18 protein-coding genes and 7 tRNA genes are annotated in these 23597 nt (G+C 45.9%); 7 read left to right on the top strand and 18 right to left on the bottom strand.

What is annotated here, in order from left to right; translation table 11 throughout:
• Nucleotides 1-53 precede the first annotated feature (53 nt).
• The 5 genes from yidD (at nucleotide 54) to AM506_RS12895 (ending at nucleotide 4753) form a co-directional block, all read left to right on the top strand.
• The gene (yidD, locus tag AM506_RS22140; RefSeq protein WP_079534055.1) at nucleotides 54-290 is read left to right on the top strand and encodes a membrane protein insertion efficiency factor YidD; all 237 of its coding nucleotides are present in this window, start codon (nucleotides 54-56) and stop codon (nucleotides 288-290) included.
• A 155-nt stretch (nucleotides 291-445) separates the two neighbouring features.
• On the top strand, nucleotides 446-1375 hold the full coding sequence (locus tag AM506_RS12910) for a metal ABC transporter substrate-binding protein (protein ID WP_327205539.1): 930 nt from the start codon (nucleotides 446-448) through the stop codon (nucleotides 1373-1375).
• Between the two features lie 129 nt (nucleotides 1376-1504).
• A complete protein-coding gene (locus AM506_RS12905; RefSeq protein ID WP_060672903.1) occupies nucleotides 1505-2863 on the top strand; it encodes a cytochrome ubiquinol oxidase subunit I in 1359 nt (452 codons plus the stop codon).
• A gap of 18 nt (nucleotides 2864-2881) precedes the next feature.
• Nucleotides 2882-3913, top strand: a complete 1032-nt coding sequence (locus AM506_RS12900; RefSeq protein WP_034765498.1) for a cytochrome d ubiquinol oxidase subunit II — start codon at nucleotides 2882-2884, stop codon at nucleotides 3911-3913.
• Between the two features lie 117 nt (nucleotides 3914-4030).
• Nucleotides 4031-4753 (top strand): 3-ketoacyl-ACP reductase, encoded by a 723-nt coding sequence (locus AM506_RS12895; protein ID WP_060672902.1) that lies wholly within the window; start codon nucleotides 4031-4033, stop codon nucleotides 4751-4753.
• Nucleotides 4754-4808: 55 nt separating this feature from the next.
• On the opposite strand, the gene menC is transcribed toward AM506_RS12895, so the two are convergent.
• The 6 genes from menC to AM506_RS12865 all read right to left on the bottom strand — a co-directional run bounded on the left by menC (nucleotide 4809) and on the right by AM506_RS12865 (nucleotide 12273).
• Entirely contained in the window at nucleotides 4809-5936 is a 1128-nt protein-coding gene (menC, locus tag AM506_RS12890; RefSeq protein WP_060672901.1) for an o-succinylbenzoate synthase, read from the bottom strand.
• A complete protein-coding gene (locus AM506_RS12885; RefSeq protein ID WP_060672900.1) occupies nucleotides 5926-7407 on the bottom strand; it encodes an o-succinylbenzoate--CoA ligase in 1482 nt (493 codons plus the stop codon). Before AM506_RS12885 ends, menC begins: the two co-directional genes overlap by 11 nt.
• 88 nt (nucleotides 7408-7495) lie before the next feature.
• Nucleotides 7496-8314, bottom strand: a complete 819-nt coding sequence (menB, locus tag AM506_RS12880) for a 1,4-dihydroxy-2-naphthoyl-CoA synthase (RefSeq protein ID WP_060672899.1) — start codon at nucleotides 8312-8314, stop codon at nucleotides 7496-7498.
• 15 nt (nucleotides 8315-8329) lie between these two features.
• Nucleotides 8330-9139: a 2-succinyl-6-hydroxy-2,4-cyclohexadiene-1-carboxylate synthase gene (gene menH, locus AM506_RS12875; protein WP_060672898.1), complete on the bottom strand. Its 810-nt coding sequence runs from the start codon at nucleotides 9137-9139 to the stop codon at nucleotides 8330-8332.
• Nucleotides 9120-10874, bottom strand: coding sequence for a 2-succinyl-5-enolpyruvyl-6-hydroxy-3-cyclohexene-1-carboxylic-acid synthase (gene menD / locus AM506_RS12870; RefSeq protein ID WP_060672897.1), 1755 nt, complete (start codon nucleotides 10872-10874; stop codon nucleotides 9120-9122). The genes menH and menD overlap by 20 nt, the downstream gene beginning before the upstream one ends.
• Complete coding sequence (locus AM506_RS12865) at nucleotides 10867-12273, bottom strand: isochorismate synthase (RefSeq protein WP_235576110.1); 1407 nt, start codon at nucleotides 12271-12273, stop codon at nucleotides 10867-10869. The genes menD and AM506_RS12865 overlap by 8 nt, the downstream gene beginning before the upstream one ends.
• Nucleotides 12274-12579: 306 nt before the next feature.
• On the opposite strand from AM506_RS12865, the gene AM506_RS12860 reads away from it, so the two are divergent.
• Nucleotides 12580-13503, top strand: coding sequence for a 1,4-dihydroxy-2-naphthoate polyprenyltransferase (locus AM506_RS12860; protein ID WP_060672896.1), 924 nt, complete (start codon nucleotides 12580-12582; stop codon nucleotides 13501-13503).
• Nucleotides 13504-13617: 114 nt separating this feature from the next.
• The gene (locus AM506_RS12855) at nucleotides 13618-14382 is read left to right on the top strand and encodes a TraR/DksA C4-type zinc finger protein (protein ID WP_327205537.1); all 765 of its coding nucleotides are present in this window, start codon (nucleotides 13618-13620) and stop codon (nucleotides 14380-14382) included.
• A gap of 35 nt (nucleotides 14383-14417) precedes the next feature.
• On the opposite strand, the gene AM506_RS12850 is transcribed toward AM506_RS12855, so the two are convergent.
• The 12 genes from AM506_RS12850 to AM506_RS12795 all read right to left on the bottom strand — a co-directional run bounded on the left by AM506_RS12850 (nucleotide 14418) and on the right by AM506_RS12795 (nucleotide 23367).
• A complete protein-coding gene (locus AM506_RS12850) occupies nucleotides 14418-16823 on the bottom strand; it encodes a glycogen/starch/alpha-glucan phosphorylase (RefSeq protein ID WP_060672894.1) in 2406 nt (801 codons plus the stop codon).
• Complete coding sequence (glgA, locus tag AM506_RS12845) at nucleotides 16813-18258, bottom strand: glycogen synthase GlgA (RefSeq protein ID WP_060672893.1); 1446 nt, start codon at nucleotides 18256-18258, stop codon at nucleotides 16813-16815. The genes AM506_RS12850 and glgA overlap by 11 nt, the downstream gene beginning before the upstream one ends.
• The gene (locus AM506_RS12840) at nucleotides 18255-19283 is read right to left on the bottom strand and encodes a sugar phosphate nucleotidyltransferase (protein ID WP_060672892.1); all 1029 of its coding nucleotides are present in this window, start codon (nucleotides 19281-19283) and stop codon (nucleotides 18255-18257) included. Before AM506_RS12840 ends, glgA begins: the two co-directional genes overlap by 4 nt.
• 42 nt (nucleotides 19284-19325) lie before the next feature.
• Entirely contained in the window at nucleotides 19326-20483 is a 1158-nt protein-coding gene (locus AM506_RS12835; protein WP_060672891.1) for a glucose-1-phosphate adenylyltransferase, read from the bottom strand.
• A 15-nt stretch (nucleotides 20484-20498) separates the two neighbouring features.
• Entirely contained in the window at nucleotides 20499-22349 is a 1851-nt protein-coding gene (glgB, locus tag AM506_RS12830) for a 1,4-alpha-glucan branching enzyme (protein ID WP_327205536.1), read from the bottom strand.
• Nucleotides 22350-22765: 416 nt separating this feature from the next.
• Nucleotides 22766-22837, bottom strand: a tRNA-Glu gene (locus AM506_RS12825).
• A 4-nt stretch (nucleotides 22838-22841) separates the two neighbouring features.
• Nucleotides 22842-22932, bottom strand: a tRNA-Ser gene (locus tag AM506_RS12820).
• A 5-nt stretch (nucleotides 22933-22937) separates the two neighbouring features.
• A tRNA-Asn gene (locus AM506_RS12815) sits at nucleotides 22938-23012 on the bottom strand.
• 9 nt (nucleotides 23013-23021) lie between these two features.
• Nucleotides 23022-23098: transfer RNA gene (locus AM506_RS12810), tRNA-Ile, on the bottom strand.
• An 11-nt stretch (nucleotides 23099-23109) separates the two neighbouring features.
• Nucleotides 23110-23183: transfer RNA gene (locus AM506_RS12805), tRNA-Gly, on the bottom strand.
• A 9-nt stretch (nucleotides 23184-23192) separates the two neighbouring features.
• Nucleotides 23193-23268 (bottom strand) — tRNA-His (locus tag AM506_RS12800).
• Between the two features lie 23 nt (nucleotides 23269-23291).
• Nucleotides 23292-23367 (bottom strand) — tRNA-Phe (locus tag AM506_RS12795).
• Nucleotides 23368-23597: the final 230 nt, after the last annotated feature.

The following is a 23597-nucleotide window of genomic DNA, read 5'->3' as shown; positions in this document are numbered from 1 at the left end:
ATCCGCCTACAGATTCTGATATAGTAAAAGAAAATTGTACGGGGAGACGGATCATGAAACGAGTATTGTTAGTATTGTTCAAGCTTTACCAACGCGTCATTTCTCCTCTTAAACCCCCAACTTGCCGCTTTTATCCTACCTGTTCCCATTACGGTGTCGAGGCCGTGAGCCGGTTTGGCGCACTCAGGGGCGGCTGGCTGACGATCAAGCGGATTGTGAAGTGTCATCCATTTCATCCTGGAGGAATCGACCACGTGCCTGAAGAATGGCCGCGGCAAAAAAATAAATGATTGAGACTGGCTCCAAATTTAGGAGGCAGTCTTTTTTTATAAAAACCATCCATTTATCTTGCTTATTCCCCCTATCGGTAGTAAAATAACCTGTGTGCTAAATCGTAATCATTACAGTTAAGAAACGGACACGACTTAAAAAAGGAGGATTCCTCTTGAACTATATTCGCATGAGTTTGCTATTATTATTGATTTTCGTATTGTCTGCATGTGGAGCCGACTCCGGTCAGGACGGCAAAAAGAAAGATGTATTAGAGATTTACACCACTGTCTACCCTCTTGAGGATTTCACGAAAAAAATCGGCGGGGACTATGTGGACGTAGAAAGCATCTACCCCCCCGGTGCTGATGAACACACCTTCGAACCATCTCAGAAAGACATGATGAAGATGGCAGATGGGGATGTTTTCTTCTATGTCGGGATGGGCCTTGAAGGTTTCGTTGAAAAATCTAAATCATTATTAGAAAACGAAGACGTTACAGTGGTACCGACAAGTACAGGAATCGAAGTGCCTCACGAAAAGGGTGCTGATGAACACGACCATGAGGATGGCCATCACCACGATGTGAATCCACACATTTGGCTGGATCCCGTGTATTCGAAGCAAATGGCAAAGAATATTGCCGACACCCTCTCAAAGGAAATGCCCGAGCATAAAGAGGAATTCCAGGCGAATTTTGAAGAGCTGTCGGGTGACCTGGATGAGTTAGACGCAGAGTTCAAAAAGATGGCTGACAGCGCACCAAAGAAAACCTTTTACGTTTCCCACGCAGCCTACAGCTACTGGGAAGAACGCTACGGCCTCCACCAGGAAGCCATCGCCGGATTGAATACAGCCAATGAACCGTCCCAGCAGGAGCTGAAAGAAATCATTGATAAAGGAAAAAAAGACAACGTCCAATACATTTTCTTTGAACAGAATGTCTCTTCACGCCTGACAGAAGTCGTCCAAGATGAATTGGGTGCGAAATCACTGACACTTCATAATTTATCCGTCCTTACAGCCGATGATCGAAAAAAGGATGAGGATTACTTTTCATTGATGAAAAGGAACATTGATATGTTGAAAAAAGCTTTGCAATAAGAGCAGCCACCGTGGCTGCTCTTTTTTTTATGTGGTATACATAACCCTCCCTCCTAAAAAACATGAATATTATTTTCCATTAAGTGGACAATAAGGAAATGTTAAAGACTAGTAAAGGGAGATTTGAAAATGGATGAATTAGTAATTGCTCGTTCCATGTTTGGGATCACAATGGGGTTTCATATCATTTTTGCCACACTTGGAGTGGGTATTCCGTTAATGATCCTTGTTGCCGAAATTATGTTTCAACGGACCAATGACCTTGATTATTCCGTGATGGCCAAGCGCTGGACCAAGGCGTTTGCCGTTTTGTTAGGGGTTGGTATCCCGACAGGAACGATCGCGGGCGTTCAATTGTCCCTCCTTTGGCCGGGATTTATGGAAGTCATCGGCCGAGTCATGGCCCTGCCGTTTCAAATTGAAATCTATGCTTTCTTTGTGGAAGCATTGTTTATGTCCATTTATGTGTATGCAGCGAATCGCATTGCACCATGGATGAGGATTGTGAGCCTGGTCCTTGTCGCCATCGGAGGTCTTGCTTCAGCTGTACTCATCACCAATGTACATGCGTTTGAAGGAACGCCTGACGGATTTGAAATCATAAACGGGCAGATAACCAACGTAGATCCGTGGAAAGCATTCTTTAATCCGAGTTTCTTCGTAACCGCCGGACACGTGGCATTATCGGCCTATGTAGTGGGGTCATTTACGATTGCAACCGTATCCGCTTTTAAAATGCTCCGATCGTCTTTCGGATCGAGGATTTATGCGTTTCACCGCAAGTCACTCATGATTTGCTTATTAGTCGGGGGTGTATTCGCATTCTTGACCGCAATCAATGGACATGAATCGGCCCAAAAGCTCCATGAGTATCAGCCTGAGAAATTGGCTGCAGCGGAAGGTTTGTTCGAAACCCAGACTCATGCTCCACTTTCCGTTGGAGGTTTCACCGACCCTGCCACTCAAGAAGTAAAGTGGGGGATTGAAATTCCGTGGGCACTCAGTTTCCTTGCCGGGAACAGTTTCGATACGGAAGTGATCGGATTGAACGACTTCCCTGAAGAATATTGGCCGCCTCTTTTCGTCCATACCCTATTCAACGCGATGGTCGGGATCGGCTCACTGCTTATCTTACTATCGCTGGTGGCCTATGTATGGAACAAGCTACTGAAGAAAGACCGTTTCCCGAAATGGCTGATGTGGGCATTCGTCGCCGGTGGGCCGCTGTCGATCATGGCCATCGAATTCGGCTGGATCTTCGCCTGTACAGGTCGACAACCTTGGACGATCTACCGCATTCTCAGTACGGAAGACTCGGTGACCACTTCAGGGAACTTAGGGACCCTTTTCATACTGTTCGTTTCCGTTTATGCGATTTTGGCCGTGTCCGTCGTTCTGGTTCTTCTCTATTATTTCAAGCGGAATCCACCTGAAAAGGATATTAACAAGGCGGAAGCGAGTCACAAGGATATTCCTTTATCAACTTAAACAGCAGGAGGTGAAGAAATGACACAATCATTGATTGCCATCACGATTCTATGGGGTTTCGTCTTTATCTATGCCGTCATGGCGACGATGGATTTCGGCGCAGGTTTCTGGTCGATGATCTACATCAATCATGACAAAACGAAAGCGACGAACATTGCCAATCGCTATCTGTCCCCGACCTGGGAGGTCACCAATACATTCATCGTCGCCTTAGTCGTCGCCGTGTACAGTATGTTCCCTGGAGCCGCCTATTCATTAGGGACCGTTCTTCTCGTTCCAGGAAGCCTGATTCTTTTGCTTCTGGCCCTGCGGAGTGCTTTCCTTGTATTCTCTCATGTAGCAGATGACTACAGAAAGCCGCTGACCTACGTAACAGGAATCACCGGCTTATTGATTCCGGGTCTGCTCATCAGTGTACTGCCCATTTCCCACGGACCTTATATTGATTTCAGCGACGGACAGACCCTGCATCTGGGAAAATTGTTCAGCAGTCCCCATGAATATGCTTTCTTCGGATTCGCCGTCGCAAGTACGCTATTTCTGTCATCTCTGCTTCTTGCTGACTATTCCAAGGCTTCAAAGGAATTCGAAGCATTCAAAGTTTATCGACGGGACGCGCTGATCATCGGTCCCATATCGGTTGTCATGGCTTTTCTCATCATGTTCACCATGAAAAATGAGGCAAGATGGATTTACGATCGTATGATGGACGACCTGCCGATTCTACTCGTCTCGCTTCTCGGGTTCCTCGTCGCGGGGGGTGCTTTGTTCCTGCCGACGAATAAGGAAGGGATGAAAGGGATGCCCCGGGTGGCCGTCATTGCCGTTACTTTTCAATATGTACTGGCGAGTTATGTGTACGGTAAGGCACATTTACCGTATATCATCTACCCTGAGGTTACGATCCAATCGGGATTTACCGATCCCAACTCCTTTAAGGCTGTATTCATCACCTATATCGTCGGGTTCATCATCCTGTTCCCTGGCTTTGTCTACTTCTGGAGTCTGTTCATGAATGATAAACGGTATTTACGGCAAAAAAGTGAATGAATTCGCTCCGGGACTCCCGGGGTTTTTTTCTTTCTGATCCGTCAGGTAGATTAGTTGCCTATCCGCACTTCTACACTTTACACTTACGATAGAACCTTATGGAAAGGATGATGAAAGATGGCACAATCGATTAAAGGCAAAACCGCTTATATAACGGGGGCTGCCCGCGGAATCGGAAAGGCGACCGCATTAGAGCTTGCCCGTGAAGGCATTCATGTCGGGTTGATCGCCCGCACAGAAAGCACCCTGGCAAAAGTGGCAGAGGAAGCACGATCCCTTGGAGTGAAAGCCAGTGTGGCTGTAGCTGATATTTCCGATATGGAACAGGTGGATCAAGCAGTGGCAAAACTAACAAATGATTTGGGAACTGCGGATATCTTAATCAATAATGCCGGTATCGGAACGTACGGTTCGTTTCTTGAGATCGATCCGGAAGAATGGAAACGGACCTTTGAAGTCAATGTATTCGGAACCTACTATGTAACCCGTGCCGTCCTGCCCCAGCTGATCGAGAAGAACCGGGGGGACATCATCAACATCTCATCCAGCAGCGGCTTGAAAGGGACTGAAGGAAGCACGGCGTACAGTGGATCGAAGTTTGCCGTCCAAGGGATGACAGAGGCACTGATGCAGGAAGTCCGGAAACATAATATTCGTGTCATGACCCTGAATCCGAGCCTGGTGGCAACGGATCTGACCTTTGGGGATAAGCTTGATGAAGCAGACAAAGAGAAGTATATGCAGCCCGAGGACTTGGCAGAGCATATGGTAGCGCAGCTGAAACTGCATCCAAGGATCTTTATCAAACAGTCCCTTCAGTGGGCGACGAATCCGTTTTAATTAAAAAAAAGCCAGGGAGCATGTACTCTCTGGCTTTTATCTATTCGATTGATTATTAAAATTTGTTGTGCGTTTCATCAAGTGTAAAATCTTCCTTAAACTGTGTTACTGCACTCAAACGCTTTCTGTTGAGTTCCACTCCTATTCCAGGACCCTCCAATCGATCCACTACACCATTTCTCACAACAATCGGTGACGTGATGATGTCCTCCTCCCAGTACTTTGAGGAGGATGAGATATCACCTGGAATCCGGAATCCTTCAAGGGTTGAAAGTGCCAGATTATGAGCCCTGGATACCCCGAATTCGATCATTCCTCCGCACCATACCTTGATATCGTGTTCCCGGCACAAACGGTAGATTTCCAATGCGCTCGAATATCCTCCTACTCTGCCAAGCTTGATGTTGACCACTCCACAGCTATTCAAATGAATGGCACTCCTCATGTCGTGGGGCGTGACGATGCTTTCATCAAGACAGATTGGAGTCGATATCTCCTTCTGTAACAAAGAATGTTCTACTAAATCATCGATGCCAAGGGGCTGCTCGATCATTTCTAAATCGAACTCATCCAATGCTTGAAGCCGAGGCACATCTTCAAGACTATACGCTGAATTCGCATCAGCCAAAAGGGAAAGGTTTGGAAAATGGGATCTCAATTCTTTTACGATTTCCACATCGGCCCCTGGGGAGATCTTCAGCTTTATCCGTTGATATCCTTCTTTCACAAGATCTTCAGCCTGGTTGATCATCTCTGGAATGGAGCCTGCTCCGACCACGGCCCCGGCAAGAACTTCTTCACGCGTCCCGCCGATCAAATTCCATAATGGCACACCTTTCTGCCTTGCATAAAGATCCCATAAAGCCATTTCAAGGGCAGCCTTCGCCATGGCATTTCCACGAACGGCTTCAAACCGCTTCCCGATTTCCTCAGGATGGTGAAATGATTTACTGTTCATAAGAGGGATCAAGACATCCTTCAGCATATGATGAGAAGTTTTGACCGTCTCTTCTGTATACCACGGTGTCGAGAAGGCGACTCCTTCCCCGAGCCCGCATACCCCTTCTTTGTCCCGCACTTCGATAATGATTCCTTCCCGCTCCTCAACTTTCTGAAGATGTGTCACGAAAGGCTTTTTTAAAGGCATCGAAATAATATGGAGCGTAACCGACTTAATCCTCATCGGCAACCATCCCCTTTTCCCACTGCTCTCTTAAAACTCTCCTCAGCAGTTTGTTTGACGCATTTCGTGGAAGTTCATCTACAAACACGAATTTTTTCGGACGTTTATAAGACGCCAGGTTCTTTTTGCAGTGTGCGATGATCTCCTCTTTTGTCAGATGATCTTTTTTTACAATGAAGGCACACGGAATCTGTCCCCATTCGTCACTTGGGATGCCTGTCACTCCTGCATCCTCCACCCCGTCACAGCTGAGGAGGACACTCTCGAGTTCAGCCGGATACACATTTTCTCCCCCGGAGATGATCAGGTCCGAGCGCCGGTCCAGGACAAATAAGAACCCGTCTTCATCCACATATCCGATGTCCCCCGTATGAAACCAGCCTGATTCGAAGCTTTTGGCGTTGGCTTCCTCTCTCCGGTAATATCCACTCGTCACGTTTGGACCTTTCACAAGGATTTCCCCTTCTTGGTTCGCACCTTCTTCACTCTTGATCTTTAATTCAGAAGGAAAGAGAGGCTTTCCGGCCGAACCTAACTTCGACATACTGTATTCAGGTGACAATGTCACTATCTGTGAGGCCGTTTCTGTCATACCATAGGTTTGGAAGACCGGTACCCCTTTTTCTTTACACTTCTCCAGTAATGGAAGTGGTGCTGGACCACCGCCCAACAGCATGCAGCGGAAACTTGGATGATAGGTCTCATCCCCCAAGCCTTTCATCAAACGGGAGAGCATATTGCTGACAACCGACATGATGGTGACATTCCCTGCCGTCAATTCACGGTTGATCTCTTCCACATCGAAGGTTTCAAACAGACGCACGTTCATTCCGTAAATAACACTTCTCATCAGGATTGAGTAACCACTGATATGAAAAAGGGGAACGGAACAAAGCCATGTATCATTTTCATTTATACCAAGATTAAGGGAGGACCCAATGGCGCTCCACCAATGGTTCCCATATGATTGAAGGACTCCCTTTGGTGCTCCAGTCGTACCTGATGTGTACATGACCGAGCATGCTTGATCTAACTGAAAATGATCCTTCACCTCAAATATTGTCGGGGCAGAGTCGAATAATTGTGAGAAAGAGACTCCCACCACGTCATCACCTAAAAAATCAAGCTTCCCTGCAAATTCATCATCATAAATGACCGTCGATAATCCCATATCTTGAATCTGGAAAGTAAGTTCATTTGCACTTAGCTTATTGTTTAACAGTACAGTCGTGAAACCGAGCTGTTGAATGGCATGAACAAGGAAGACAGACTCCACTTTGTTTTTAATCATGAGTCCCAAAAAAGGATGAGACGAATGTTTTACAATGGTATGCAGTTGTTCCCCGATCGAAATGGCCTTTTCCCACAGCTCACCAAATGTAAACTCTACACTACCATTGCTTAACGCCATTCGGTCAGGGGTTAAAAATGCTCGTTGTTTCAGCCAGTTAGGCAATTCCTGTGTTGTCATCCTGTCATTCTCCATTCCTTTCGTATTGATTCGATTATTTTAAAAAAGCCCGATGAATCCATATCAGATTCATCAGGCTGCCCTCAAATCAAGGGAAACGAGGGAATTGTCCGAAGTCCGGCTTACGCTTTTCTTTGAATGCGTCGCGGCCTTCTTTCGCTTCTTCCGTTGTGTAGTAGAGAAGGGTAGCGTCACCTGCAAGCTGTTGCAGACCTGCCAGCCCATCTGTATCTGCGTTGAATGAAGCTTTTAAGAAACGAAGGGCAGTCGGACTTTTCTCAAGCATTTCTGACGCCCATTGGACTGTTTCCGCTTCCAGCTGCTCATATGGCACCACTGTATTCACAAGACCCATATCAAGCGCTTCCTGTGCATTGTACTGACGGCATAGGTACCAGATTTCTTTCGCTTTCTTGTGGCCGATGATGCGTGCAAGATATCCTGCACCGTATCCAGCGTCAAAGCTCCCTACTTTAGGACCTGTTTGTCCGAAGATTGCATTGTCAGCGGCGATCGTAATATCACATACGACGTGAAGGACATGTCCGCCTCCAATCGCATAACCGGCTACCATTGCAATGACCGGCTTTGGAATCACACGGATCAGACGCTGTAAGTCCAATACATTCAAGCGAGGAATTTCATCTTCCCCTACATATCCGCCATGACCGCGTACACGTTGGTCTCCGCCTGAACAGAATGCTTTCTCACCTGCACCTGTTAAAACGATGACACCAACCTTGGAATCGTCGCGTGCATAAGCAAATGCGTCGATTAATTCCATGACGGTTTTAGGACGGAATGCGTTACGAACTTCTGGTCGATTGATCGTAATCTTAGCGATTCCATTGTATGTTTCGTATAAAATATCTTCGTAATTTCTTTCTGAAACCCATTCAAAAGCCATTGGTTTGTTCCTCCTTTATGTAGTTAACAGTAGTTCCTCTATTATTGTACCAAACTTTCGCGATTCTTCCACATGAATTGCATGACCGGTGTTGGAAAATGTCAGTATTTGAAAGTCGGGGTTGAGTTTTTTCATCTCTTCTGCAATATGAACGAATTTATGATCCAGCTCTCCGACGAGTAACCGGACTGGACATGTTAGTTCATCAAGCCTGTCCCATAAAGAAGCCTGGGCACCGGTCCCCATCCCTTTCAAACTGTTGGATAGGCCTGTTTCCGATTGGCTCAGGCGCTGTTGCCTGATTTCGGAACGTTCTTTATCCGGAAGCCTCTTCTGAGACGCGAACAAGGGAATCTCCTGCCAGAAGTCGACAAAGTCTTCGATGCCTTCCCTTTCTATTCTGTCCGCCAGTGCATGATCCTTATTCCGTCGCTCATTTCTTTCTTCACTCGTCTTCAATCCGGGAGAGGCACTTTCCAATATCAATGCCTTCACTTTTTCAGGATAGGTCAGGCTGAAGTAAAGGGCCATACGCCCCCCCATTGAATACCCGAGCAACACTGCTTTGTCGATGTCGAGCTCATCCAGAAGGCTGGATATATCTGCTGCAACCCGGTCCATTGTGTATCTAGTGACCTCTTTCGGGGACTCCGTACGGCCATGACCAATCAAATCAATGCTGACACATCGGTATGTAGCAGACAACTGATCAGTGACCCCGGACCATGTTGTTGTGTCCCCTGTGAAGCCGTGAAGGAAAACCAAAGGGTCTCCCTCCCCTTTCACTTCTACAAAATATCGGATATCATTCACTTGAAGAATCAAGATCTTCACCCTTTAGGTTCTGCGTCATTTCCCGGGAAACAAAATTCCACAATTTACGATGATTTGCTACATTTTCTTCCCGATTGGTCACTACCTCAATGATCTTTATTCCCTTGCTTTGCTCTGCTTCCTGGAGAGCCGGGATGAATTCTTCCCGGGTTCCAACATGGAAATAATGTGCACCGTAAAGTTTGGCTGCATGAGCAAACTCCAAGTCCATCGGGGTTCCGAACAGGTCTTCGAAGTGAGTCTGGTCACCTGCTTGAGGCAGGTAGGAAAAGATTCCGCCCCCATTATTGTTCATCACGACAATCGTCATATCCAATTGATATTTTCTTGCTGTCAATAACCCATTGAGATCATGGAAAAAAGCGAGATCCCCAATCAGGAGATACATTGGATGGGATAACGTGCTCATCCCTAGAGCCGTCGATACCACTCCGTCAATCCCGTTAGCTCCGCGGTTGGCAAAAATCCGCTGGGACCGGTCATTGGTGAAAAAGTATGTATCCAAATCACGGATCGGCATGCTGTTACTCGAAAACAGGGTGGCTCCTTCAGGCAAATGCTGTATCAACTGATGGACCGCCATTCCCTCATCCCAGGATTGGTGACCCTTGACGAGTAAACCCTTTGTTTCCTTGTTGACGCGCTTCCACTCATCCAGCCAGTCCATATTTCTTTGCCCGCTTTGGTCCATAAAGCTTTGACAGAACAGGTCTTCCCCGCAGTGAATAAAATCAGTACCGCGTGCCGTCGGGTCCTGCCACTCTTCCCCTTTACTCACAACCCACGCCGGGATATCAGGCAGCCCTTTCAGAAACAGCATAAGTGCTTTTGATACGGGCATGGCACCGAAACGGATAATGAGATCAGGATGGAGTGATTGTTTGAGTTCATCAATTCTTAAGAACGTGTCATAGCAGTCAATGATATTATCTTTAGAATGGTTCCCGCTCCGGACGAAGGACAGTGGGTCTGCAACGATCGGCAGCGCATATTTTTCGGCAAATTGTACGATAGTCGGAACAGCCTCTTCACTTAGCCCCGGTCCGCACACAATGAGGCCGCGCTTTGAATTCACTAATGTTTCCTGAAGTTCATTCTTGAAGTCAGAAGATAGCTGCCGGTCCCCTTGAAGAACTCTTTTTGCCGGTCTTCCACTTGAGAATTCAACTTTTTGTAAATCCGGAATCAACGGTTCCCTGAACGGAAAATTATAATGAACCGGACCTTCCGGATTTCCCGTTGAAAGAGCTACGCCCCTGACTGCAGATGAACGGGCATATTGCAGCATGGACGGGATGCTTTCAGGCAATGCCATGTCGATGGACCATTTCACGTGTTTTCCGTAAAGATCGATCTGATCAATGGCTTGAGGTGCTCCCACTTCCCTCAGTTCATGGGGCCGATCAGCCGTCAGCACAATGAGGGGCACCCTTGCATAGCGTGCTTCAATGACAGCAGGATAGTAATTGGCTCCTGCCGTTCCTGAACTGCAAAGGATGGCGACGGGCTTTTTCTTAGACTTGGCGATACCCAAGGCAAAAAAAGCCGCAGAGCGTTCATCTACATTGATATACGTCTTCACCCCGGGATGGTGGGCGAATAGCAACGCTAAAGGAGTAGAACGAGAGCCGGGACTGATGACGACTTCGTCTACTCCATTTCCTACCAATTCTTCAATGAAGGCCGCTAAATAATCTGTAAGTTTCTTTTGGTGTTCATCAATCATGTACGGTTCCCCCTAATGCCCGGAGCATCGGCCGAAATTTCATCTGTGTTTCTTTAAACTCACTTTCAGGTTCTGAGTCGGCTACGATTCCGCACCCTGCATACAAGTAGGCTTTGTCTCCCTGGAGGAGGCCTGAGCGAAGGGCGACGGCATATTCACCATTTCCATAGGCATCGATCCAACCGATGGGAGCGGCATATAGACCACGGTCCATGTCTTCCTCCTGCCTGATCACGTGCATCGCTTTGTCCCTCGGGACGCCGCCCAGTGCGGGAGTGGGATGCAATTTTTCAACAAGGTTCAAAAGCGACGTATGCTCGGATGCCTGTCCGATGACCGGTGTGTAGAGATGCTGGATATCCTTCAGCTTCATAAGCTGTGGCGAAGAAGGGATCGAAAGTGTGTCACAAAATGGGTGGAGCGCATGTTGGATGCTGTCCACCACAAGATGATGTTCATACCGGTTCTTTTCATCCCCGAGCAGCTCTTCCCCAAGTTTCTCATCACTTTCTAAGGTATCCCCCCTGGCGATCGAACCTGCAAGGCAGGTGGAGAGGATTTCTTCCCCTGTTTTCTTTACGAGTCGTTCCGGAGTTGCGCCGATAAAACAGCTTCCTTCCCATTCAAAGCTGAATACGAAGCTGTCAGGCTGCTGTTTCCACAGATTATCCAATACGAAATCAGAGGACACCTGTTGGTCGAATGACACTTCACATTTTCTCGCAAGGACGACTTTATCCATCTCACCCTTCTGCAGGCGGTTCACCACACTCTGGACGGATTCCTTCCATTCTTCAGGTTTCACATCACGGGTTCCGATCCATTCAGGGCGTTCAGGTATGAAGGCCTTTCGGGCGTTTGCAAGAAGCTCTTCTTTCAATCCGATACGCTCATGGAATAAGCTGTCATCCTCATCCGGATGACAGATGACATTCATCGTCAAATAATTCGTTTTTTCAGGCTTTGTTAACATGAACATCGGGAGTTGGAATGTACCCGCAGAGAAATCATTCCACTCTTCACTGTTAGTGTTCATTGGGTCGAAACGAAACCCACCATATAATAGTGGACCTGTTCCTGCCCATTTGTCCCCTGTCACAATCACAGATTCTTCAATAAAGCGCTTCCACTCGTTCTCAACCGTAAAAAAACGCTCTTCTTTTTCATCTGTAGACAGAATATGAGCCGCTCCGAGTCCTACCAGCGTGACGGTATGATCACGGTCCTTCCATAGAAAGCGCTCTCCATGAAAAGAGTTTCCTCCATAATAAAAAGAAAGAGGATCCACTGCATCCACTTCTTCCACTATGCTGAGAAGGACGGGGCGATGTATTTGTTTAGCCTTCATTCTGGCTGTATCATATGCTTTTTCAATATTGGTCTTATGGATGGTAACCAATTGAATTCCCCCAAACAAAATCACGTACAATAGTCAAACTTACTATAAGATACACCTGTACTTATGGTGTGTCAACGGAGTTCAAGACATGTTTACACTATTTATCCTTATTATATATATAATAAACCCTTTTTCTTCTTTTGAGAAACCAAAAGCTTTGTAAAAGTCCTCAATTACTGGTAAATAGAACCTTCACGAATTTGTAGAAAATGATTGACAGTCCCGTTCCCTTTACCTACACTTTAATCTGTAAAGGAATTGTAATGTTTTCTGAAAATTCCTTATTGCGTAAGGGAGAGAGAATGAATGGAACAACAAGCATCCAACGTGTTGGAATCAGATAAAGGGTGGAAGATCTGGTGGCAATTGACTCGCCCCCACACTCTTACAGCGGCATTTGTACCTGTACTATTAGGGACGGTACTCGCGCTGCAATTTACGAAAGTGGATTTTTTGCTGTTTGCAGCCATGCTGGTTGCCTGTCTGTTGATCCAGGCGGCTACCAATATGTTCAACGAATATTATGATTATAAAAGAGGTCTTGATACAGAGCACTCGGTCGGGATCGGCGGAGCGATCGTCCGTAATGGTGTCAAACCATCAACGGTCATCAATCTTGCCTTTTCACTATACGGAATCGCCCTTCTGTTAGGGATTTATATCTGTCTTAACAGTACTTGGTGGCTGGCCCTCATAGGAATAGTGTGCATGGCAGCGGGGTACTTTTATACTGGCGGACCAATGCCAATTGCTTACACACCATTTGGCGAAATCGTAGCCGGATTTTTCATGGGATTTGTGATCATCCTCATCTCATTTTACATCCAGACCGGCTACATCAATGGGGACAGCGTCCTCATCTCGATTCCGGTTTCCATATTGGTAGGTTCCATATTATTGGCCAACAATATTCGTGACCTCGATGGAGACAAAGAAAACGGCCGCAAAACCATAGCGATCCTGTTAGGAAAAAAAGGGGCGATCATCCTCTTAGGCAGTATGTTTGTCGTTTCCTACGCCTGGATCATCGGATTGGTCGTATCGGGGATCTCATCACCATGGCTGTTCGTAGCCTTTTTAAGCATCCCTAAAGCAATCAAAGCAACAACAGGATTCATCGGCAAATCACAACCCATCGAAATGATGCCCGCCATGAAAGCAACCGCCCAAACTAACACCATCTTTGGTTTCCTGTTAACCATTGGATTATTACTTGCTTACATGCTATAAAAAGACAAAGAGTCGACCCGACAAATCCGGGTCGACTCTTTTTTTATGTTTTAACCATCCCACTTTCGGATAAAGTATGGTTAGGACAAGATTTAAGCGAACATTATGAAGGATGTGAAGAAATTGCTAACAGACAGCCAAAAACAGACATTAAAACAAGAACTGGTTCAACAGGAAAAGCAGTTAAAAGAACATTTACATCAGGATTTAGATAATCTTCACCATACAAACGAACGAGATAACTCAGGAGAACTTTCCCTTTATGATAACCATCCCGCCGATATGGGTACAGAGTTGTATGAACGGGAGAAGGATTTTGCCATCGACGATCATGCAAAGCTTGAATTGGATAAAATCCAACAAGCCCTGCATGCGATTGAAGACGGTTCGTACGGTCAATGTAAAGAATGTGGACAGGATATTCCTTACGAGCGTCTCGAAGTCATTCCGACGACCCTTTATTGCAAGGACCATACACCGGAGAAGTCCACACCCCAGGATCGGCCGGTAGAAGAAGATGTGCTGCAGCCGCCAGTCGATAACGAATTCAGACATGAAACAGATGGGAACGTGCGTGACGACCAGGACAGCTTCCAGGAGGTCGGCCGTTTCGGGACATCTGAAACCCCGTCCGACTTTGAAGGGGATCATGAGGATTACTCAGACCTGTATCAGGATGAGGACACTTCGGAAGGGTTCACCGAGGATTTTGAATCATTCGTCGGGACCGACATGGAAGGCTCAAACCGTAAAGCCTATCCGTCAAAAACACATGAAGAGTACGAGGATATGCTCGATGAGAACGATATGGAATCTCCACTGGGTGACATCCCCTATAAAGATGGAGACAGCTACGTTTCAGACAAGAAGAAAAAATAGAAAGAACGCTTGGGATCCGCTTCCCAAGCGTTTTTTTATTTCATTAAACTCCCCTGTGCAATGCCCCATATGTCCTTCGCATATTGCTCGATTGTCCGGTCACTGGAGAAATAGCCGGAATTGGCAATGTTCTGGAGGCACATCCGGGACCAGTGCTCTTTGTTTTCATACGCCTTTCCTGCCTGTTCATGAACCCTTACGTAGGAATCGAAATCCCTTAGGACAAAGAATTGATCATTCTCAGTCAGTAACGAGTCATAAATGGTTTCGAAATGATCACCTGCATCCGGCAGGGTATCATCTATTAATTGGTTCAACACCTTTTTGATCCTTGTATCGTAGTGGAAGTACTCCATGGCGTAATAGCCTCCATGGTGCTGATATTTCATCACTTCCTCAGCGGTCAATCCGAATATGAAGATATTGTCTCTTCCGACCTGTTCGAGGATCTCAATATTGGCACCGTCAAGTGTCCCAAGGGTCAACGCACCGTTCATCATGAACTTCATATTCCCCGTACCGGACGCTTCCTTACTGGCCGTTGAAATCTGCTCGGACAAGTCAGCTGCCGGGATGATCTCTTCTGCAAGGGACACCCGGTAGTTTTCAAGGAACACGACTTTAATGCGCCCTTTCACAAGCGGATGATCATTCACAAGATCTGCTACAGAGTGAATCAATTTAATGATTTTTTTGGCATAGTAGTAACCCGGGGACGCCTTTGCCCCGAAAATGAATGTCCGTGGATGAAAATCAAATCCCGGATCTTCCACACAGCGATTATATAAGTGAAGGATATGCAATACATTCATTAACTGACGTTTGTACGCATGAAGCCGCTTCACCTGGATATCAAATATCGAAGACGGATCGACAATGATTCCATTGCTTTCATATATCAGACCGGCAAGCTTTTGTTTATTTCCCTGCTTCACATCATACAGGTCTTTCAAAAATGCCGTATCATGGTGATACTCCTTCAGCTTCACCAATTTGGAAGGGTCTTTAATCCACTCATCCCCGATGGAAGAGGTAATCAGGTTCGAAAGGGATGGATTACTATCAAGGAGCCACCTTCTATGGGTGATTCCATTTGTCTTACTATTAAATTTTCCAGGGTAATATTGATAAAATAAGTTCATTTCCCGCTGCTTCAAAATTTCCGTGTGAATCTTTGCCACACCGTTCACACTGAAGCTTCCTACTATGGCAAGATGGGCCATTTTGACTTCATCATGTGAGATGATCGCCATGTCCTCTATCCTCTTCCACTCACCGGGATACTCTTTCCATAACTCCCTGCAGAATCGTTCATTGATTTCATTCACTATCATGTGGATGCGGGGCAGGAGGGGCTGGAATATCCGGATCGGCCATCTCTCCAGTGCTTCTGACAGAGTCGTATGGTTTGTATAGGCGAATGTATTCGTCGTGATTTCCCATGCCTCTTCCCATTCAAAGGAGTATTCATCCAGAAGGACCCTCATCAATTCCGGGATGGCAAGAACCGGATGGGTATCATTGATATGGATTGAAATATTCTCATGCAGTTCCTTCAGATCCCCATTTCGGTAAAGGTGCGAATCCAGAATGGAGCGGATACTTGCTGAGACGAGGAAGTATTGCTGCTTCAGGCGCAGGATCTTCCCTTCCTCATGGGTATCGTCAGGATATAGAAATTCTGTGATGGCTTCCGTATCACGTTTGTACTTCATCATATCTTTACCCGCTTTATAGGCGGCAGGTTCGGCACTCCATAAACGGAGTGTATTGACCGTCGACGTCTCGAATCCCACCACAGGCATATCATAAGGAACCGCCGCGACGACTTCTGCGTCTACATGTCGAAACCTTAAGACATCCTTTTCCGTATATGATTCCACCTTCCCCCAGAAAGGCACTTCGACGGTCAGGTCTGATTTACGGACCTCCCACACATGTCCATGACGCAGCCACTGTTCCGGGAGTTCCATCTGAAATCCGTTCACGATCTTTTGTTCAAACAATCCATGCTTATAACGGATTCCATATCCATGACCGGGTAAATTCAGGGAAGCCAGGGAATCCAGAAAGCAGGCGGCTAAACGGCCAAGGCCGCCATTTCCAAGACCTGCGTCGTGCTCAACCTCTTCCATTTCCGCAAGGTCGATTCCAAGATCCTGAAGTCCTTTATCCACAATATCGTAAATCCCCAGATTGGTCAGATTTTGCCTGAGCAGACGCCCCAGTAGAAATTCGATGGATAAATAGTACACTTGCTTTTGTTTATTGAACCGGTATTGCTCATTTGTATGGATCCAGTTCATCGAAATATATTCACGTATCAAGTGGCCTAATGTGAAAAACTGATCCTGACTTGTGGACTCAGGGAACGTTTTTCCATACATCATTTCAAGCTTCTTCAGAAACAATTCTTTGAATTCAATCGGATCAGAAAACATGGCTTTCACTCCTTGTTACCAGGTCAGCGTATAGTTGATTATACTTAAAGGCCGATTGTGCCCAACTATAATCTTTATTCATTGCATTACGTACAATATGGTTCCATGTTTCCGGATCTTCGTGGAAATATGATAGGGCCCTTCGATAGGTGTAAAGCATATCGTGAGCATTAAAGTTTTTGAATGAGAAGCCATTTCCGCTCTTTGTCTCCTCATTGTAGGATTCTACGGTATCGTTCAGTCCGCCTGTCTCCCTAACAAGTGGCAGGGCTCCGTATCTCATGGCAATCAACTGTCCCAGCCCGCAAGGTTCGAACTTGGAAGGCATCAGAAACATATCACTGGCAGAGTAAATCTGTTTTGCCAGTTCTTCATTGAAGCCGATCTGTATTCTGACCTTATCCGGGTACGTCCACTCCATTTCCCTGAAGAACTGTTCAAACTCCCAATCCCCTGTCCCCAACAGGACAAACTGGACATTCTCCTGGATCATCTCATGGAAGACGCCCCTGATGAGTTCAAGACCCTTTTGGTTCGTCAGTCTCGAAATGATGGACACAAGTGGGATCCCTTCATTCTCCTCGAGGCCCAGACTACTTTGCAGATGCTGCTTGGACAGCTTCTTTCCTTGAAGATTCCCGCTAAAAAAAGGAAACTTCCCGTCATCAGGATTATACACTTCATCATCAATCCCATTGAGGATCCCCAATAGTTGGTTATACCTCTGACCAAGTATATTATGAAGTTTTTCCCCGTAGTAAGGCGTGAGGATTTCTTCTTTATACGTAGGACTCACCGTTGTCACGAAGTCCGAAGAAATGAGCGCACCTTTCATGAAATTGATATTTCCATAAAACTCGAGATATTCATGATGAAAATACTTCTCCGGGATAGCTAATAAGTCCGTCATCACCTGTTTAGGGTAAATTCCTTGAAATTGCAGATTATGGATCGTGAATACGCTGCGGATGAATGAATAGCCCGGTCTTTCCTGATACTCACTTCTGAGTAGGAAAGGAACCATGCCCGTATGCCAATCGTGACAGTGAATCACATCCGGATAGAAATCGAGAACAGCGATACTTTCCAATACAGCCCTTGTAAAGTAGGAGAACCTCTCTCCATCGTCAAAGTATCCGTATAAACGCTCCCGGTTAAAATAATATTCATTGTCCACAAAATAATATGTCACGCCATTTTCACTATACTCTTCAATTCCACAATACTGATTTCTCCAGCCGACTGACACGAAAAACTCTTTCTTCCGTTTCATTCTTGAACGGAATTCTTGAGGGATCCCGCCGTATTTAGGCAGAATCACCCTGACATCCGTGCCTAAACTTCTTAATTCCTTGGGCAGTGCGCCTGCAACGTCCGCCAAGCCACCGGATTTAATAAATGGGACACACTCAGATACTACAAATAACACTTTCACGAATTCATCAGCGCTCCTTGAATCATCCCTTTGCGAATGACAATTGGACTGTTAGATTCCCCGATAAGCTTGACGCCATCTTCTATTCTCACATCTTTATCCAGAATCACATTCTCCAGTACACAGTTATCTCCAATTTGGCTCTTCTGCATAATGATGCTGTTAGAAATTGTGGTATTCTTGCCGACCTTCACTGCTCTGAACATTGTAGAATTTTTCACTTTGCCCTCAATGAAGCATCCATTGGCGATGATGCTGTTCTTCACACTTGCAGCAGATGTGTAGCGTGTCGGCGGCTCATCCTTCACTTTCGTATAAATGGGCATATCTTTTTTGAACAGCTCTTTCCAATAGGATAAGTTCATAAGCTTCATGCTGGCATCATAGTATTCTTGAATGGAATCGATCGTTTGAACAAAACCTTCATGCTCATAGCCGCACACCTTGAATCCGCTATCCATGTCGTCCACCACATCCTGCATACATGTATATCCCGTTTCACGCCTGTTCCCGATCAAATCAACCAGTGTAGACGTTTTTACTAAGTACATGTCTAAGGAGCTGCCATTGTGGCGCATTTCCGTTATATCACAACCGATACGGATATGACGTTCCAATACGGGCTGGTAATCGATGTTACATAACGTAAAGCAATTGCTGATCAGGGCGTATTCCTGTGTACTGCGTCTGAAATAGTCCATATGATGGGCAAAGTGATTGAAGGACCCGACCCCCTCCTCATTCGCTTCCAATCCAGGAGCAGGAAAGAAAAACAAGCCATCCCGCTTCCGGTTCAGATCCCAGTTCTTCCCTGAGCCGAGGTGATCCATCAGAGATCTGTATTGAAACTTTGGAAAAATCGCAACACTGCCAATGTCGGAATTCACCATATTGGAAAGGACAAAGTCAATCAACCGGTATCTGCCGGCAATGGGAAGGGCCGCCAATGAGCGATGCAGCAATAAATCCTCCAGGGAATCGTAGTAACTCGTAGCGTCTATAACACCAAGCATTGTATTTTTCAAAACACTTCTCCTCCTCTAATGTTGTTATGATGGTCTTGAACCTTACACTCTTTCCTGTTCCAGCAGTGCTTCAATGAAGGATTCCGTCACCAGGATGACTTCATCGGATCCCTCTTCCGGCATGATGCACAAGCCCTTTGGAACCCTTACATCAGGCGGCACGATCGCCTGCTCGATATAGGCGTTTTCTTCAACGACGGCGTCCGGCATGATGACTGAACGGCTGACATGCGCTCCTTTTTTCACCGTTGTTCCCTGGAAGAGTACGGACTTTTGAATCGTTCCTTCAATCGTACACCCTTCATTGACCAGAGATCCCTCCACAAGTGCTTCTTCTGAAATATATTGAGGCGGCTCATTTGGATTAACCGAATACACTCTCCAATCATGATCGAACAGGTTCAGTTCATTCTGCTCATCTATCAGATCCATATTTGCTTCCCAAAGGCTCTTGACCGTACCGACATCCTTCCAATATCCTTCAAATGGATAAGCCATCAGTTTCTTCTTTTCATCCAGGAGGAGAGGAATGACGTCCTTCCCGAAGTCATGGCTTGAATCCGGATTCCGTTCATCCATCTCGAGATAATCCTTCAGCACGGAATAATTAAAGATGTAAATGCCCATCGAAGCAAGATTGCTTTTAGGGAAAGCTGGTTTTTCCTCAAACTCTGTGACACGCATTTCCTCATTCGTGTTCATCAGTCCGAAACGGCTCGCTTCATCCCATCCCACTTCAATGACCGAAATCGAGACATCTGCTTTTTTCTCGATATGATAATCAAGCATTTTACTATAATCCATTTTGTAAATGTGATCCCCCGAAAGAATCAATACGTACTCGGGATCGTATTGCTCAAGGTAATTCATATTTTGATAGATGGCGCTTGCCGTCCCCGTGTACCAGCGCATCTCGGATGATTCAGCATATGGGGGCAGAACGGTCACACCACCGTTCCTGCGGTCAAGATCCCACGCACTCCCGATTCCGATATAAGAATTCAATACCAGGGGCTGGTACTGGGTAAGAACACCGACAGTGTCGATGCCTGAGTTCGTACAATTGCTCAGGGTAAAATCAATGATACGGTACTTTCCTCCAAATGGTACGGCGGGTTTCGCCAGACTTTTCGTCAATGAACTTAACCTGCTCCCTTTTCCACCTGCTAACAACATGGCTACACATCTACCTTTTGCCATTACTTTTCTCCCCTTTCAGTCGATTGGTCTTAAATAAACGGCTGCGTATGGTGGAATCGTCATTTCCACATAACCATCTCTTCCATGATACGGTTCATTGTGCACGGTAAGCGGGTTGGGATTCACCTGATGGGAACCTCCAAACCTTTCATCATCACTATTCCAAATCTCTTCATAAGAAGAAACCTTATCTACTCCCACCTTATACTTGTGATACACATGAGGGCTGAAATTACAGATCACCACAAGATGATCTCCCTTCTCTATCCCATAACGGATGAAAGAGAAAATCTGCTGCTCAGCATTATTTACATCAACCCACTGGAATCCGTCCGACCGATGATCCATTTGAAATAATGGTTCAGCACCTTTATATAAATGCATAAGCTCTTTAAAATATGAATTGAATTTGTGATGAAAATCGTAATCCAGTAAATGCCAATCCAACTCCTCAAGGTCTTTCCATTCTGAAAACGGGGCCAGTTCACTTCCCATGAACAGAAGTTTTTTTCCTGGGTGAGCCATCATGAAGCCGAGGAGCAACCTGTACTGAGCGAATTTCTGCCAGTAATCCCCCGGCATTTTATTTAATAACGACTTCTTCCCATGCACCACTTCATCATGGGAGAAGGGGAGAACATAATTCTCTGAAAAGGCATATAACAATGAAAACGTAATGAGAGAATGCACATGCCTTCGTTCAGACGGATCGGTTTCCATATATTTAAGGACGTCATTCATCCATCCCATATTCCACTTATAATTAAATCCAAGTCCTCCATAATGAACCGGAGACGTCACTTGTGGCCAGTCTGTAGAATCCTCTGCGATCATCAGGATCGAAGAATCAAACTCAAAAACGGCCTTGTTCAAGTTTTTCAGAAACTGTATGGCGCCTTCATTCGGCGCAAGCTCACCTTGATTCGCCCAATAGATGATGTTCGCCACCGCATCGATCCTGAAGCCATCGATATGGTACTGATCCATCCAGAAGCGGGCATTGGAAATCAGGAAGCTCCTCACTTCCCCTTTACCTAAGTCAAAGTTCGCCGTACCCCACGTATAATTCTCACGGTCCCTTTCCTCACTGTACTCATAGGCAAACGAACCATCAAACTCATATAACCCATGCGCATCCTTACAAAAATGGCCTGGGACCCAATCCAGGATCACGCCAATATTATGTAAATGACATTCATTCACTAATGCCATCAAATCATGCGGTGACCCGTAGCGACTGGTAGGGGAATAATAACCCGTACCCTGATAACCCCAGGAACGGTCAAATGGATGCTCCGTGACAGGCAGCAGCTCGATATGGGTGAATCCATGCTCTTTCACATAGGGAATCAATTGCTGTGCTAATTCTTTATATGAAAGAAACTCCCCAGCTTTCTTCTTCCATGTGCCTAAATGTACTTCATAAATCGCCATAGGCCTGTCGTAGATCGTAGTGGTTGAACGGTCCTCCAGCCACTTCTCATCTTCCCATGCAAAGCCCTCCAGCCCATACACGACGCTTGCCGTATGAGGACGCTTTTCAGAGGCAAACCCGTACGGATCCGCCTTCAGCTTCTTTGTCCCCAGGAGAGTCGTAATCTCATACTTATACGTTTCTCCCGTTAGATCCTTATCGACTCGAATCGTCCACAGACCTTCACTGTTCCGCTTTTTAAAATCATATCCATTCCCATTCCATTGATTAAATGAACCCACCAATGAAACATGTCTTGCTTTCGGTGCCCAAACGCAAAATTCTGTATAGGTCCCAGTGAAATCCCTTCTCACATGTGCACCCATAAACTGATAGGCCTGCTGCAAATTCCCCTCATGAAACAAAAACACATCGTAATCTGTTATGGTCATTGCGTTCATCATCTCACCTACATTTTTTCAATTCTACTTAACTATTTTCTAACAACATCACCAAAATCCTCTTTATAATCGTCGTTCAATTCCGACAATTTACTACATACTCATATGAAAAAACGGCCTAATTGGGAAGTTATTCTAAATGGTAAGGTTTACATTGTAAAAACATAGGGGAAATACGTTGGATTCGTAGCGGAATTTGTCGAAAGTTTTTACATAAAAAAATCTAAAATTTGTGGGAAATATAAAGGGATTCCGGTATTTTGTATAGGATTTTGTTTGGTTGGAAGATGAAACAGTGGTGTCGAATGAAGGGAGGGAGAGATGGCTTTGTCAATCAAAAGATTGGTCACTTTATTGGTCATTTGAACAACAAAAAAAGACTATCATCAATGATAGTCTTTTCAGAATGACCCATACGGGATTCGAACCCGTGTTACCGCCGTGAAAGGGCGGTGTCTTAACCGCTTGACCAATGGGCCTTAATGGCGGAGAAGGAGGGATTTGAACCCTCGCGCCAGTTGCCCGACCTACACCCTTAGCAGGGGCGCCTCTTCAGCCACTTGAGTACTTCTCCAAATATGGCTCCGCAGGCAAGATTCGAACTTGCGACCGATCGGTTAACAGCCGATAGCTCTACCACTGAGCTACTGCGGAATAATGAAATGGTGGGCCTAAGTGGACTCGAACCACCGACCTCACGCTTATCAGGCGTGCGCTCTAACCAGCTGAGCTATAGGCCCAAAAATAAAATTGGAGCGGGTGAAGGGAATCGAACCCTCATCATCAGCTTGGAAGGCTGAGGTTTTACCACTAAACTACACCCGCACTAAAATATGGGGCGACTGATGGGAATCGAACCCACGAATGCCTGAACCACAATCAGGTGCGTTAACCACTTCGCCACAATCGCCATAATGTGTCTAAACAGAAAAATGGTGGCTCAGGACGGAATCGAACCGCCGACACATGGATTTTCAGTCCATTGCTCTACCAACTGAGCTACTGAGCCAAATAGTTTTCGGCTTCCGCTAAGCTTCGAATCTCTTCGTCAGCTCACTCAGTCACATCCTCACGTATGTAAAATACGCTCCGGTGTTCCTTCGATCGCTTCCTCGACCTTCTCGCTTATCGAAACCCTTTTCCTTTTCAAGAAACAATATTCTAATTAAAAATGGCGGTCCGGACGGGACTCGAACCCGCGACCTCCTGCGTGACAGGCAGGCATTCTAACCAACTGAA

The organism is Rossellomorea vietnamensis, assembly GCF_001305855.1.
In the GTDB taxonomy this organism is placed as follows: domain Bacteria; phylum Bacillota; class Bacilli; order Bacillales; family Bacillaceae_B; genus Rossellomorea; species Rossellomorea vietnamensis_A.
Note: the sequence above shows the minus strand (reverse complement) of the source record. Positions and strands in the feature narration are given on the sequence as shown.

Coding starts and splice junctions, on each gene's coding strand:
- yidD (WP_079534055.1), top strand. CDS start 54: ATGAAACGAGTATTGTTAGTATTGTTCAAGCTTTACCAACGCGTCATT.
- AM506_RS12905 (WP_060672903.1), top strand. CDS start 1,505: ATGGATGAATTAGTAATTGCTCGTTCCATGTTTGGGATCACAATGGGG.
- AM506_RS12900 (WP_034765498.1), top strand. CDS start 2,882: ATGACACAATCATTGATTGCCATCACGATTCTATGGGGTTTCGTCTTT.
- AM506_RS12895 (WP_060672902.1), top strand. CDS start 4,031: ATGGCACAATCGATTAAAGGCAAAACCGCTTATATAACGGGGGCTGCC.
- menC (WP_060672901.1), bottom strand. CDS start 5,936: ATGAGGATTAAGTCGGTTACGCTCCATATTATTTCGATGCCTTTAAAA.
- AM506_RS12885 (WP_060672900.1), bottom strand. CDS start 7,407: ATGACAACACAGGAATTGCCTAACTGGCTGAAACAACGAGCATTTTTA.
- menB (WP_060672899.1), bottom strand. CDS start 8,314: ATGGCTTTTGAATGGGTTTCAGAAAGAAATTACGAAGATATTTTATAC.
- menD (WP_060672897.1), bottom strand. CDS start 10,874: ATGATTGATGAACACCAAAAGAAACTTACAGATTATTTAGCGGCCTTC.
- AM506_RS12860 (WP_060672896.1), top strand. CDS start 12,580: ATGGAACAACAAGCATCCAACGTGTTGGAATCAGATAAAGGGTGGAAG.
- AM506_RS12850 (WP_060672894.1), bottom strand. CDS start 16,823: ATGTTTTCTGATCCGATTGAATTCAAAGAATTGTTTCTGAAGAAGCTT.
- AM506_RS12835 (WP_060672891.1), bottom strand. CDS start 20,483: ATGGCAAAAGGTAGATGTGTAGCCATGTTGTTAGCAGGTGGAAAAGGG.
- glgB (WP_327205536.1), bottom strand. CDS start 22,349: ATGACCATAACAGATTACGATGTGTTTTTGTTTCATGAGGGGAATTTG.